This is a genomic window from Acinetobacter sp. YH18001 (genome assembly GCF_013416975.1).
GTDB lineage: Bacteria > Pseudomonadota > Gammaproteobacteria > Pseudomonadales > Moraxellaceae > Acinetobacter > Acinetobacter pseudolwoffii.
Genome location: NZ_VPEU01000035.1, coordinates 1 through 14,017 on the forward strand (window position 1 = coordinate 1; position 14,017 = coordinate 14,017).

Consider the following 14,017-nt stretch of genomic DNA (forward strand, 5'->3'; position numbering starts at 1 on the left):
TCTCAGCATTTGGCGGATGGGAATTGATATGGACACAATAGTGATTGCAGATATAGAACAAAAATATGCACAGTTAAGCGCAGCTCAAAAAGAAATGTTTGCAGGTTATGGTTTGCGACAAATCAAGATTTTATTTACCAAGAAATAAGTCGTCTATTACATAGAAAAGATGAACAAGGCAATATTCAAAGAAAACATATACAGGGTGTATGGTATATCCATGAATATAAAGAAAATAATAAAAGAAATGTTTTCTCTAGTTTTTTAATGGGTCCTACAGCTAATATTGAGTCAGTTAAATCATTAGGAAATTTTTTGCACATGGATTGGATTAGTTATAATGGATATGCTTTTATACCCTCAGACTTAAAATAAATCTTGAGGTAGATTCTATGCAATTCGACTCATTCTCCCCAATCCCTGAAGATGATGACGAATTACATCTTCCTGAACTGGTGTACTGGGCTTCTTTAGGCGATGTTGAACAGGTCGAGCAAGGCTTACAGGAAGGTCTGGACGTTAACTCTGCCGACGAAGAAGGCTATAGTGCTTTACAGGCCGCTGCTGAAAATGATCATCTAGACGTAGTCAAGCTTCTGGTTAGCAAAGGTGCAGATATTGCCCATCGCAGTCCACATACGGCACTAGAACTGGCAGAAATGGCCGGCAATAAAGATGTTGTGGCTTATCTGAAAAGTCTGGCCGGTGGTATCTAAATTTAAAAAGAACCTCAATCATGAGGTTCTTTTTATGGTAGGAACTTAGGCAGCATCGCCTTCAAGTTCTTTTAAAATGGCTTCATTAAAGGCCGGAAGATCATCCGGATTCCGTGAAGTAATCAGTACCCAGTCGCCGGTATTACAGCGATGCACTTCTTCATCGACCCATTTTCCGCCGGCATTTTCCAGATCCAGCTTGATGCTTTTATACGAGGTCAGATTCTTGTCTTTAATTCGATCTGCATCAATTAAGGCCCATGGCCCGTGACAAATCGCCGCAATCGGTTTGTGATTGTCGGCAAAGTGCTGAATAATTTTCTGGGCATCCTGATTAATTCTTAAAGTATCTGCGTTGACTGTACCACCTGGAATCACCAACAGATCATAATCATTCAGGTCGACATGGTCGAAACTGGTATCAGGCGTATATTGGGTAGCAGCTTTGGTATCACCTTTGACAGTGGCTACATCTTCATTTTTTTCTGCAGCATGAATCACTTCAAAACCTTTGGACTTTAAAAAATTTAAAGGCTCAGTCAGTTCATCATGTTCAATACCTTGATTGGATGTAATAAAGAGGACCTTTTTTACCATGATTGCTGTTCCCAAAAAATGTGAGGATTTTTAGCTTAACAACAAGCCGATTTTTACAATGTTGGAGTTTTAACTCGGAACTGTTAAGCAAAGATAAATAAAACAATGCACAGAAAAAGAAATAGCAGAAAAAAAGCCCCAACATCCTGTTGGGGCTTTTTCCGTATCTCGTGATTTAGGTATAACTCCTGTCGTACCTCACGTCCTGATGCTTGCTTATTCTTGTTGTTTTTAGGTTTTCGGAGCATCCTGCTCTCTATGTGTCTAAAGTAATACACAAGCAGATTTTGTACCAGCAGCAGATTGCGCTTATTGTTGTACGCTTTGACTTACATGAACGCAGAGAAATTGAGCACGACCAGCTGCTGAATTCTTGGCATCAAAAATGTACATCTAAGCCAATATACGGGCCTTTAAATTCCAGCTGTAAATCTGGACGTTGATCCTGTTGAAAATCTACCGTCATCATGCGATAACCGATTTTGGCACCGACATCGACCAGCAGATTATCAATAAAATCATATTGTAACTCAGCCTGTACATCGGTCTTTTTACTATCGCTGCCATGACTGTAAACGGCTTCTGCTTTGGCACTCAGTCCGGTAAATGGCAATTTAACCCCTGCAGTTGCATAGAGCAGTGGAGTGTATTCATCCAGATCGTATTGCGTGAAAGCCTCGGTATTCAGGTTTTTTACCGTACCCTCCAGATTGCTTAAGCCTGCGCCTACATCGGCATGTACCACGGTATCCAGTAATTCGTAATACAGAATATAGTCAATATTCTTCAGTTCGATTTCTGAGGCATTGATCGGAGTGCTTTGTTCGCTGTTGCTGTCCAGATTGACATATTTGATTTTGGCATTCGGTAAAAGCGGAATCGGATGTTCAAAAGCCACGGACAGCTGCGCCGTACCTTGTCGATCCAGATCATGTTTCATACTGCTATTTTCGCTATAACCGTTAAAATTCCAGTAGCTGAGATCGGCTTTTGCCCCGATGAAATCTGCATGACTGAGCGTGCTTAATCCAAAACTGAAGAATAATGTGGCGAGTATTTTTGTCTGCATGACAGTGAGTCCCTAAAGCTTTATTAAAATTGAGCGTGTCTGGTTACTTAAAAACATCTTCTTAATATTTATCAGCAAGTGCATGATATAGAGAATTTCAAAAATGTATATCCTGGGATTTTGAAGGACTAAAAAATGCGATCTACAGCAGTACAACAGTGTAAAGACTATTCATTCTATGTGGCTGGTCAGGCGGTTCAGACCGGAGAATGGCTAGAGGTTAAACATAAATATACGCAAGCACCCTATGCACGTGTCGCTTTGGCCGATGCCAAAAGTCTGGAGCAGGCCATTCAGTCTGCCCTAGACACCGAGGCAGAGATGGCGGCTTTAGAACCCTTTCAAAAACAGAAAATTCTACTGCATTGTGTGCGCCGTTTTCATGAAATTCGTGAAGAACTGACTGAAATTCTGATTGCAGAAGGCGGTAAACCGCGCAAAGCGGCAGAAGCCGAAGTCGAGCGTCTGATTAATACCTTTCAAATTGCCGCAGATGCCGTGACTCAAATCGATCAGGGACGTATGCTGCCTTTGGCTGTAACCACGGCAGCATCGGGGTATCAGGGTATGGTTAAGCAGGTGCCGATTGGCGCAGTGTCTTTAATCAGCCCTTTTAATTTTCCCTTAAATCTGACCGCCCACAAAATTGCACCGGCGATTGCTGCCGGTTGTCCTTTCGTGTTGAAACCCGCCAGTCTGACGCCGATTTCTGCCTTGAAAATTGCCGAGATTCTGGCGGAAACCGATTTGCCGAAAGGCGCATTTTCAGTTTTACCCTGTCCGCGCGAGCTGGCCGATGTGCTGGTCACCGATGACCGTTTTAAATTACTCAGTTTTACCGGTTCCGATGTGGTGGGTTGGGATATGAAAGCGCGTGCTGGCCGCAAAAAAGTGGTTCTGGAGCTGGGCGGTAATGCCGCAGTGATGATCGAGCCGGATACCGAAATTAATGATGCCTTGATTACCCGTCTGGTTGGCGGTGCTTATGGTCATGCCGGGCAGGTCTGTATCAGTGTACAGCGCATTCTGGTGCATCAGGATATTTATGCCGAAGTCAGAGATAAACTGCTTGCAAAACTCAAACATCTGAAAGCCACCGATCCAAATCTGAGCACAACTTTGGTGGGGCCGATGATCAAGGAAGCAGAAGCCAAACGCCTGAAAAAATGGCTGGAAAAAGCACTGAAAAAGGATGCCAGAATTCTGGTAGGTGGTGAGCTGGATGGAGTGATGTTCGCACCGACTTTATTGGAAAACGTGGATCATAATCTGGAAATTTACCGTGATGAAGTCTTTGGTCCGGTGGCGATGATTGAACCTTATCCTGATTTTGAAGCAGGGATTGCCTGTATCAATCGTAGCCGTTTTGGCTTGCAGGCCGGAGTTTATACCCAGAACTTGAACAAGATGCTGTATGCCTGGGATCATCTGCATGTCGGCGGGGTCATTATCAATGACATTCCATCTTTCCGGGTGGACAACATGCCCTATGGTGGGGTGAAGGATTCAGGTTTAGGCCGTGAAGGGATTCAATCTGCCATTCGCGATATGCAGGAAGAACGGATGCTGGTGATTAAATCTTAAGTAAATGACATCAATCGCTCAGATCCCGTGATGGATTTGCTGCAGGTCAGACCGGGGTATTGCAGTCCATTTTTAGATGTCAAAAATGCACGTGGAGCAGGGCGATCAGATCTCTGCTCCGCGCATTTCAGCTATAGAGTGGCTCACATCGCGATAAGCCTTTGACTTTAATTCTTCTATAAATATAAGGCGATTTGGATGATCGCAGCATGAGCTTTGCCTGACTACGGTTCTGTAGTCAAACTTAAGAAAGATATATTCCAAAAAGTTTGTCAATATATAACCTGTAAAATCAGGCGGGTTTCGTTGAATTATTGAACGCTTAATTCGAATAGATTATAAATAACGAATATTTTCAGCAGAATTTACAGAAAAAATTTAAAAAAGTCAGTATTGTTGAACCATCTACAAGGTCAGCTTTTCGATCAGACTTTAAGCAAGATGTAAGACCTGCTGACCTGTTTGTACATTAGAATTCGACGCCCAAAAGGTGCAGCTCTAATCCAAACACCCAAAATAATTGAAATGCTTCTTTATTTGCTTGCGCTATAACCATAACAAGCAGCATCTGAAGGGGTTTAAAGTTTAGGTGTTCTATGACAGAAACTCGTGAGAATTGGTCTGCACGATCAGGATTCATTATTGCAGCCATTGGTTCCGCCGTTGGCTTGGGAAATATCTGGCGTTTCCCTTATGTGGCTTATGAAAATGGGGGTGGGGCATTCCTGATCCCTTACCTGATTGCGATTTTTGCAGCAGGTTTGCCTTTATTGTTTTTAGACTATGCGGTCGGACACAAGTTCCGTAAAGCACCACCCATGGCCTATAAAAAACTCATGAATGCCGAATCCTTGGGTTGGTGGCAGGTGATGGTGACCCTGATCATCGGGATTTACTATGCCAGCGTCTTGTCTTGGGCCGGCAGTTATATGTTCTATTCCTTTGGGCAGCAGTGGGGCACAGATACCCAGGACTTCTTTTTCAATACTTATCTGCAAAACGGCGAAGGTTTAAGTTTAGGTTTTGTTCCTGTCCTGTTTTTCGGTTTGGTAATTGTTTGGGCTGCGGTGATGCTGATTCTTTACGGTGGGGTACGCCGTGGGGTGGAACTGGCGAATAAAATCTTTATGCCACTTCTGGTAATTTTATTTTCTATTCTGGTGATTCAGGCGGTACGCTTACCGGGTGCAGTCGACGGCTTAAATGCTTTCTTTACGCCGAACTGGGAGGCCATGAGCAACTATAAAGTCTGGCTGGCCGCATTTGGTCATATCTTCTTCTCACTGTCGGTGGGCTTCGGGATTATGTTGACCTATGCCTCTTATTTGAAACGCAAAACCAACTTGACCGGTTCTGGGATCGTGGTGGCACTGGCCAACTCATCCTTTGAAATTCTGGCGGGTATTGGTGTATTTGCAGCGCTTGGTTTTATGGCCTTCAGCGCAGGTGCAAATGTTGAAGATGTCGTATCTGGCGGTATTGGTCTGGCCTTTATTGCTTTCCCGAAAATCATTTCCAGTTTAGGTGCAGGCGGTGACCTGTTTGGCTTCCTGTTCTTTGCTTCATTGACAGTTGCCGGTATTACCTCGATGGTCAGTATCCTGCAAGTTCCGATTGCCGCATTCCAGGACAAACTGGGCTGGTCGAAGAACAAGTCAGTCACGATTATTGCCGGTGGTTCAGCGGTGATTTCTACCTTGATGTTCTCGACCCATAGTGCGATTACCTTTGTCGACATTATTGACTACTTTGCCAATAATATCGGTATTGTCGGTGGTGGTTTGATCTCCATTATTCTGTTGTCGTGGTTCCGTCGTCCATTGATGAAACAGCTGGAAGGCCATGTGAATCAGTTTGCCAGCGTGAAACTTGGTCGCAGCTGGAACTTCATGCTGACCGTCATCACGCCGTTGTCCTTATTAATGGCATTGGGTCTGACCCTGAAATCGATCATGGCAGAAGGTTATGGTGGCTATGCTGCCAGCACCCTGTGGATGGTGGGTGGAGGTGTCATGGCATTCTTTATTCTGGGCGCCATTCTGTTCAGTCTGGTCAAAGACCGTCATAGCTAGGAGAGCGACTATGAATACATCTGCACTGGTGATGATGATCATCTCTATCGTTTTATTGTGGGGTGGTCTGGTACTGTCCGTGATTCATCTGGCAAAAAATCCGGAAGAACCAGAAGACTAAAAATCTTCACATAAACCTACTGTTTTACTGTAAACGAAAGTCATTATCATCTATGGTGATAATGACTTTTTTAATGGCTGACGATTTGGCATGATTTCCGTTTCAGATGGACAAGTCTATACAGCCTTTGCCGTGACCTTCTTCGCTGGGCTTGCCACCGTGTTGGGTGGTGGACTCATACTCTTCTTAAAAAAAACCAATTTCCGTCTGCTGGCCTTTGGTCTGGCCTTTGCCGCGGGCGCCATGATCTATGTTTCTTTAACCGAAATTCTGAATAAATCGATTGCCTCCTTTAGTCTGGCTTTTGATGAAAAAACCGGTTTTGCCTTTGGCACCTTTGCATTTTTGTTGGGCGTGATTCTGGTGTTATTGCTGGATCATTTTGTGCCAAATCCGCATGAAACTGTTGAAACGCATGCCAGTGAGGGCGTCAGTTCACCGCAACTATTGCGTACCGGCATGCTGACTTTATTCGCCATTAGCGCACATAACCTGCCAGAAGGTCTGGCGACCTTTTTTGCCACGCTGGAAAGTCCTGCCTTGGGTGCGCCTTTGGCGGTGGCAATTGCGATTCATAATATCCCGGAAGGTGTGGCAATTGCCTTGCCAGTGTATATGGCGACCGGACGCAAAGATTATGCGCTCTGGGCCAGTCTGGTGTCGGGACTGGCTGAACCTTTGGGTGCCGCCTTGGGCTATTTTATTCTGGCGCCTTATATGAGCGATACGGTATATGGTCTGGTGTTTGGCCTGATTGGCGGGGTGATGGTCTATCTGGCACTGGATGAGTTATTGCCGACGGCAAAACGTTATGCCGAAGGACATGAAACCGTCTATGGACTGGTGAGTGGCATGGCTGCACTGGCAACCAGTCTGGTGATCTTTAAGTTTATTCAGTAAGTCCTGTTACAAGTCGGCCATGCAATAAAGCATGCAATAAAAAAGGCAGCCGAAGCTACCTTTTCCGACTTTAAAAATGATGATTTATGCGATCTTTTCAATACGACAATAGAAGAAGCCATCGCCTTGATCTGCTTTCGGCAACAACTGACGACCATGTATCTGTTCGATGCCCCAATCGGCTTCGATCTTGATTTCCTTGGCATCGGCATGCTGGGCAAAAAACTCGACCATCTGCTGTTCATTTTCCGCTTTCAGAATCGAACAGGTAATGTAGAGCAAGGTGCCGCCGACTTTTAACTGCTGCCACATATTTTCCAGAATCTGCTTTTGCAGCGCGACGGTTTGCGGAATATCTGTAGAATGACGCAGCAAACGGATATCCGGATGGCGACGGATCACACCGATGGCAGAACATGGTGCATCCAGCACAATACAGTCGACCGGTTCAGGCGCTGTCCAGCTAATGGCATCGGCTGCAATAATTTCAACTTCGGCATAATCGGTTAACAGTAAGCGTTCCAGATTTTCTGCCACACGAACCAAACGTTTCGCGTCCTGATCAATTGCATAAAGTTTTTTCGGACTATACTTTTCCAGAATGTGTGCAGTCTTACCACCCGGTGCAGCGCAGGCATCTACTACAACTTTTCCTTCCAGATCAGGTATTAAGGTTGCACATAGCTGGGCGTGTTCATCCTGAACCGAGAAGCCGCCGGCTTCATAGCCCGGCAGGTTTGGAATATGCACATTCTGTTCCAGTACAATCCCGACTTCAGACAGGCTGCAAGCACGTGCTTCATAGCCTTCTTCTTCCAGAATTTCCAGATATTCATCACGGCTAACCTGATTGACATTAACACGCAAGGTCAGCGGTGCAATCTGTTTTAACTCGTGCGACAGTTCAGCCAGCTGTTCCGGCCAGTCTTTCTTTAAACGTTTGAATAACCAGCTTGGCAGGCCATGTGCCTGATTTAACGCCAGATCAAATTCTTCTGTTTCACGTGAAACACGACGTAACACCGCATTGACCAGACCACTTAAAGGTTCAAAGCCCAGCTGTTTGGCGGCAGTCACGGTTTCTGAAATGGCGGCATGTGCCGGAATGCGGGTACATAGAATCTGATATAAACCCAAATATAAGCAGCTTTCTAGGGCCTGGTTATCAAGGGGTTTAGTTAATAACGGCAGGGTAATGGCTTTCAGGCCATGCCACTGACGTAAACAGCCCAAGGTTAACTCGTGATATAAACCACGGTCACGTTCAGACACGATATTGATATGTTGATTGAGTACTGAAGCAAGTGATTGGCCATTTTGTACAGCCAAGAGTGTTTTGACAACTTGCGCGCGCAAATTCAAGTTTTTAGCTGATGATTGAATTTGGCTCATGCGAATTTATATCCTACCGATAGTTTTTGAGTTTGATTAATTTGAACAGCATTCAGGGCTTTGCCACCTGGCCATTGCAGATTGGTGATGCAAATGGCGTTCTGATCACCACACATTACATGTACGCCGTCTTTATCCAAGGCAATCACTTCACCAGGCAGAGCAGTGCTTGCGTTGTGCGTAGAAAGTGATGAATTCCAGATGCGTAAATTGTTGCTGTCATCCAGCGGGGTAAAGGCTACCGGCCAAGGATTAAAAGCGCGGATATTACGGTCAATCTCTGCCGCAGCTTGTGTCCAGTCAATTTGCGCTTCTGCTTTAGACAGTTTATGTGCATAGACCGTCAGGCTGTCATCTTGCACTTCACGCTGTGCTAAATAGTGTTGCAAGGTCTGTTCCGATTCAAGCACAGCCGCAATTGCCTCAGCACCCTGCAGCGCCAGTTTGTCATGCAGGCTGGCAGAAGTATCCTCGGCAGTAATCGGACATCGTGTTTTATACATCATATCCCCGGTATCCAGACCGGCTGCCATTTTCATAATGGTCACACCCGTTTCGGCATCGCCAGTAGCAATCGCGCGCTGAATCGGCGCCGCACCGCGCCAGCGTGGCAACAGGGAACCATGAATATTCAGGCAACCATATTTTGGTGTATCCAGAACCACTTGTGGCAGGATCAGGCCATAGGCTGCCACCACCATCACATCTGCATTTAAGGCTTTGAGTTCTGCTTGCGCTGCCAGACCTTCTTCAGTCGATGACTTAAAATGCAAAGGCTGATAAACCGGAATATTGTATTCAAGCGCCAACTGCTTGACCGCAGATGCCGTGAGTTTTTGTCCGCGTCCGGCCTTGCGGTCAGGCTGGGTATACACCGCCACAATTTCATGCTCGGTTTTGAGCAGCGCAGCCAATGCAGTCGCTGCAAATTCTGGTGTGCCTGCAAATATGATCTTCACACATGAAATTCCAAATAAACTTAAAGCGTATTATAAGCCAAAAGCCAAATTTCAGCCTAATCGTTGCAAAAACTTATTGAATAAGACCGGTGAGTGCTTGAATTTCAGTGGAATTTTTATATAAAAAAAACTCATGCAAATTGTAAAAATTATTCATGAAAGTTTTGTATTGTCCTGATGATGATGACGGTATAGTAGATTTCATCAAGAAATTTTTATCGTCAGATCATTACGACCTCTCTATAGACATTTTTACCTGCATCTACAACCAAAGGGCCATCTTGTAAAACAAGGGCTTGTAGTATGATAGGTGTAAAATTCAACTGATTTAAGCTCCTTGTCAGTATGATTTAGCCAGAGTGGATCTGTCCGGTTCATTTCAAGCTCAAACTTTGTTGGAAATATAAAATGCCTGACTATCGTTCAAAAACATCGACACACGGAAGAAATATGGCTGGCGCACGCGGTTTATGGCGTGCTACCGGAATGAAAGATGAAGATTTCGGTAAGCCGATTATTGCGGTGGTGAACTCGTTCACCCAGTTTGTACCGGGTCATGTGCATCTCAAAGACCTGGGTCAGCTGGTGGCACGTCAAATTGAAGCGTCAGGCGGTGTGGCAAAAGAATTTAATACCATTGCAGTCGATGACGGCATCGCGATGGGTCATGACGGCATGCTGTATTCATTGCCTTCGCGTGACCTGATTGCAGACTCAGTTGAATACATGGTCAATGCGCATTGCGCTGATGCCATGGTGTGTATCTCAAACTGTGACAAAATCACCCCGGGCATGTTGATGGCTGCGATGCGCCTGAACATTCCGGTGGTATTTGTCTCTGGTGGCCCGATGGAAGCGGGTAAAGTCCAAATCCGTGGTAATGAACAGGCGATTGACCTTGTTGATGCGATGATCGTGGCTGCTGATGACAACTATACTGACGAAGAAGTCAAAGCCTATGAACGTTCTGCATGTCCAACCTGTGGTTCATGTTCAGGAATGTTCACGGCCAACTCCATGAACTGCTTAACCGAAGCGCTTGGTTTATCTTTACCGGGTAATGGCTCTACGCTGGCAACGCATGCCAACCGTAAAAAATTATTCGAGCGTGCAGGTCAGTTGATTGTGGAAATCACCAAGCGTCATTATGAGCAAAATGATTACAGCGTATTACCGCGTAATGTTGCGACCAAAGCATCGTATGAAAATGCCATGACTTTAGATATCGCGATGGGGGGTTCAACCAATACCGTTCTACACTTGTTGGCGGCTGCGCATGAAGCAGAAGTTGACTTCACCATGGACGACATTGATCGTTTATCGCGTAAAGTGCCAGTGCTATGTAAAGTTGCACCTGCGGTCAAAAATGTTCACATGGAAGACATTCACCGTGCCGGCGGCATTATGTCAATCCTCGGTGAATTAGACCGTGGCGGCTTACTCGATACCTCTGTACCTACCGTACATGAAGCGACCTTAAAAGATGCTTTAGACAAGTGGGATATTATCCGTACTGAAAATGAAGAGGTGTATAACTTCTTCAAATCGGCGCCGGGCGGTGTACCGACGCAAACAGCATTCTCACAAGATCGTTACTACACCCGTTTAGATGGTGACCGTGAAAATGGTGTGATTCGTAATGTTGAACATGCCTTCTCGCAAGATGGTGGTTTAGCCGTCCTTTATGGCAACATCGCACTGGATGGTTGTATCGTCAAAACAGCAGGCGTGGATGACTCCATCTTAAAATTCAACGGCACAGCACGTGTCTTTGAGAGCCAGGATTCTGCAGTAGAAGCAATCTTAGGTGGCAAAATCACAGCAGGTGATGTGGTGGTGATCCGTTACGAAGGTCCACGTGGTGGTCCGGGTATGCAAGAAATGCTGTATCCAACCAGTTACTTAAAATCGAAAGGTTTGGGTAAAGACTGTGCGCTTGTCACCGATGGTCGTTTCTCGGGCGGTTCATCAGGTCTTTCCATTGGTCACGTTTCTCCAGAAGCAGCTGAAGGCGGTGCGATTGGTTTGGTTGAAGATGGCGACCGTATCGAAATTGATATTCCAAATCGTAGCATTCATTTAGCAGTTGAAGATTCGGTGATGGCTGAACGCCGTGCAGCGCAAGAAGCCAAAGGCTGGCAACCCGCTGAAGAGCGTCCGCGTAAAATTTCAAAAGCATTGAAAGCCTATGCAATGCATACCACTAGTGCGGCGAAAGGTGCGGTACGTGATATCTAAGCTGTAATCTTATAACAGAAAAGCACCTCTAGATAAGGTGCTTTTTTTATACAAGAAACTATTTTTAGACTTTCCAAATTTTGCCCAGTGGAGTGCGACAGGAAGTCGCACGTTTGCCCGTATGGCAGGGATGCCATATCGGGCAAACAAGGGGCTTTTCTTGCGAACTCAAAATATATTTTGAGATTCTCATTTTGGCCCGGCAAAAGTAAAAGTGCCTACGAGATAGCATTAAAAATTACTCAGGTAATTTGAGGCTGTATGGTAAAAAAAATCGAAGATCCACTTAAAATCAAAGCTTTAATAACTTTAAAAGTTCTGATGATCTTTGTGCAGGCAGAATCTTACTTTTGACGGCGCAAAAGTAACAAAACGCTCTCGTTCCGCTAACTCTACTTCCCTGTAGAGCAGCGAAACAGCGACATCCATGTCGCTTGGTCATGTGATGAAATTTTTTTTAAAATTCATCAAAATGTTTTTCTGTAGGGTAATTTCTTTTACATGCTGAATGCTTTCTATACAATGATCTTAAAATAAATTGCCAAAGACCCATGTTTAAAATTGGTCATCGCCAAGGAATAAAATAATGAGTAAAGATAATATTCGTGAGCATTCAGCCCCCGTTTACGAAGGCATCGAAAATGCACCGGCGCGTTCCATGATGCGTGCTACCGGTTTTCAGGATGCCGATTTTAACCGGCCATTTATCGGCATTGCCTCGACTTGGGCCAATGTCACGCCTTGTAATATGCATATTGATGGTCTGGCCAGAACCGTCGAACAGGGCGTGAGTGCGGCAGGTGGCAAGGGCATTATCTTTAATACCATTACCATTTCAGATGGCATTTCCAATGGCACCGAAGGCATGAAATATTCCCTGCTGTCACGGGAAGTGATCGCAGATTCGATTGAAACCGTGGTCGGCTGTCAGGCTTATGATGGTGTGATTGCCATTGGTGGCTGTGACAAAAACATGCCCGGTTGCATCATGGGATTGGCGCGCCTCAACCGTCCGGGGCTGTTTATTTATGGTGGAACCATCAAACCGGGTGAAGGTCATACCGACATGATTTCGGTGTTTGAAGCGGTGGGTCAATATGCCAAAGGTGAAATCAATGCGATTCAGGTCAAGCATATTGAAGAGGTTTCCTTGCCAGGTCCGGGTTCGTGTGGCGGTATGTACACGGCCAACTCGATGGCCTCTGCGATTGAAGCTTTAGGCATGAGCCTGCCGGGCTCTTCGGCACAGGAAGCGGTATCGGAAGACAAGCAAATTGACTGTGCCCGGGCCGGTGAAGCGGTGATGAACCTGTTGCGACTGGATATTAAGCCGCGCGACATCATGACCAAAGCCGCCTTTGAAAACTCGATTAAAGTCTTGATTGCGCTGGGTGGTTCGACCAATGGTGTACTGCATCTTTTAGCCATGGCACATACCGCAGGAGTGGAATTGAGTCTGGATGATTTCGTGCGGATTGGTAAAGATATTCCGGTGGTGGCCGACGTGCGTCCATCAGGTAAATATCTGATGTCAGAACTGATTGCGATTGGCGGCATTCAACCACTGATGAAGCGCATGCTGGATGCCGGCATGCTGGATGGCTCATGTCTGACCGTGACAGGTAAGACGCTGGCAGAAAACCTGGCCGATGTGCAGGACTATCCGGAAGGCCAGCAGATTATTCTGCCTTTTGATGCGCCAGTGAAAAAAGACTCGCATCTGGTGATTCTAAAAGGCAATCTGTCACCAAAGGGCGCGGTCGCCAAAATTACCGGTAAGGAAGGACTGCATTTTGCTGGCCCGGCTCGCGTGTTTGAAGGTGAGCAGGGTGCCATGCGCGGTATTCTGGATGGCGAAGTCCAGCCGGGTGAAGTGGTGGTGATTCGTGGCGTTGGTCCTAAAGGTGGCCCGGGCATGCCGGAAATGCTGAAACCGACCTCTGCGATTATCGGGAAGGGCTTAGGCGCTTCAGTTGCTCTGATTACCGATGGACGCTTCTCGGGTGGCAGTCACGGTTTTGTGATTGGTCATGTCACCCCCGAAGCTTATGATGGCGGCCCGATTGGTCTGGTACAAAATGGCGACCAGATTTCAATTAATGCGGAAACCCGGGAAATGACCTGGCATGTGGATGAGCCGGAGATTGCAGCACGTCAAGCGGTCTGGATCAAACCAAAACCGAACTATACCCACGGCGCTCTGGCCAAATTCGCCAAACTGACTTCAGGGGCAGAAACTGGGGCGGTCACTGACCTGAATCTTGACCTCTAATCCATTGTTAAACATTGAACATTTGCTTATGACTTGATATAAGTTTTTACAGCATGCAGGGCTTTGGCTTCTGCGATCTTAAAAATAGATTATTCTG

At 45.8% G+C, this 14,017-nt stretch carries 11 protein-coding genes; 7 read left to right on the plus strand and 4 right to left on the minus strand.

The window, feature by feature from the left end; all coding sequences use genetic code 11:
- Positions 1-392: 392 nt before the first annotated feature.
- Positions 393-716, plus strand: coding sequence for an ankyrin repeat domain-containing protein (locus FTV48_RS10880; protein ID WP_159516524.1), 324 nt, complete (start codon positions 393-395; stop codon positions 714-716).
- Between the two features lie 45 nt (positions 717-761).
- Here the strand turns inward: FTV48_RS10880 and FTV48_RS10885 are convergent, their stop codons facing one another.
- Positions 762-1,313 (minus strand): type 1 glutamine amidotransferase domain-containing protein, encoded by a 552-nt coding sequence (locus FTV48_RS10885; protein ID WP_159516525.1) that lies wholly within the window; start codon positions 1,311-1,313, stop codon positions 762-764.
- A 379-nt stretch (positions 1,314-1,692) separates the two neighbouring features.
- Complete coding sequence (locus FTV48_RS10890; protein ID WP_100357649.1) at positions 1,693-2,382, minus strand: TIGR04219 family outer membrane beta-barrel protein; 690 nt, start codon at positions 2,380-2,382, stop codon at positions 1,693-1,695.
- A 135-nt stretch (positions 2,383-2,517) separates the two neighbouring features.
- On the opposite strand from FTV48_RS10890, the gene FTV48_RS10895 reads away from it, so the two are divergent.
- From FTV48_RS10895 to zupT, 4 genes are all read left to right on the plus strand, one after another.
- Positions 2,518-3,966 carry an aldehyde dehydrogenase family protein gene (locus tag FTV48_RS10895; RefSeq protein WP_180000290.1) on the plus strand — a complete coding sequence of 483 codons (1,449 nt, stop codon included), beginning with the start codon at positions 2,518-2,520 and terminating at the stop codon, positions 3,964-3,966.
- 596 nt (positions 3,967-4,562) lie between these two features.
- Positions 4,563-6,038 (plus strand): sodium-dependent transporter, encoded by a 1,476-nt coding sequence (locus FTV48_RS10900; RefSeq protein WP_100535495.1) that lies wholly within the window; start codon positions 4,563-4,565, stop codon positions 6,036-6,038.
- Between the two features lie 10 nt (positions 6,039-6,048).
- Entirely contained in the window at positions 6,049-6,159 is a 111-nt protein-coding gene (locus tag FTV48_RS10905) for a methionine/alanine import family NSS transporter small subunit (RefSeq protein WP_005173576.1), read from the plus strand.
- A 90-nt stretch (positions 6,160-6,249) separates the two neighbouring features.
- Positions 6,250-7,059 (plus strand): zinc transporter ZupT, encoded by an 810-nt coding sequence (gene zupT / locus FTV48_RS10910; RefSeq protein WP_180000292.1) that lies wholly within the window; start codon positions 6,250-6,252, stop codon positions 7,057-7,059.
- Between the two features lie 84 nt (positions 7,060-7,143).
- Here the strand turns inward: zupT and rsmB are convergent, their stop codons facing one another.
- Positions 7,144-8,451 carry a 16S rRNA (cytosine(967)-C(5))-methyltransferase RsmB gene (gene rsmB / locus FTV48_RS10915; protein ID WP_180000294.1) on the minus strand — a complete coding sequence of 436 codons (1,308 nt, stop codon included), beginning with the start codon at positions 8,449-8,451 and terminating at the stop codon, positions 7,144-7,146.
- Complete coding sequence (fmt, locus tag FTV48_RS10920; RefSeq protein WP_180000296.1) at positions 8,448-9,410, minus strand: methionyl-tRNA formyltransferase; 963 nt, start codon at positions 9,408-9,410, stop codon at positions 8,448-8,450. Before fmt ends, rsmB begins: the two co-directional genes overlap by 4 nt.
- 408 nt (positions 9,411-9,818) lie before the next feature.
- On the opposite strand from fmt, the gene ilvD (FTV48_RS10925) reads away from it, so the two are divergent.
- Both ilvD (FTV48_RS10925) and ilvD (FTV48_RS10930) read left to right on the plus strand, forming a co-directional pair.
- Positions 9,819-11,648, plus strand: coding sequence for a dihydroxy-acid dehydratase (gene ilvD, locus FTV48_RS10925; RefSeq protein WP_180000298.1), 1,830 nt, complete (start codon positions 9,819-9,821; stop codon positions 11,646-11,648).
- Positions 11,649-12,234: 586 nt separating this feature from the next.
- Positions 12,235-13,920, plus strand: a complete 1,686-nt coding sequence (gene ilvD / locus FTV48_RS10930; protein WP_180000299.1) for a dihydroxy-acid dehydratase — start codon at positions 12,235-12,237, stop codon at positions 13,918-13,920.
- Positions 13,921-14,017 lie beyond the last annotated feature (97 nt).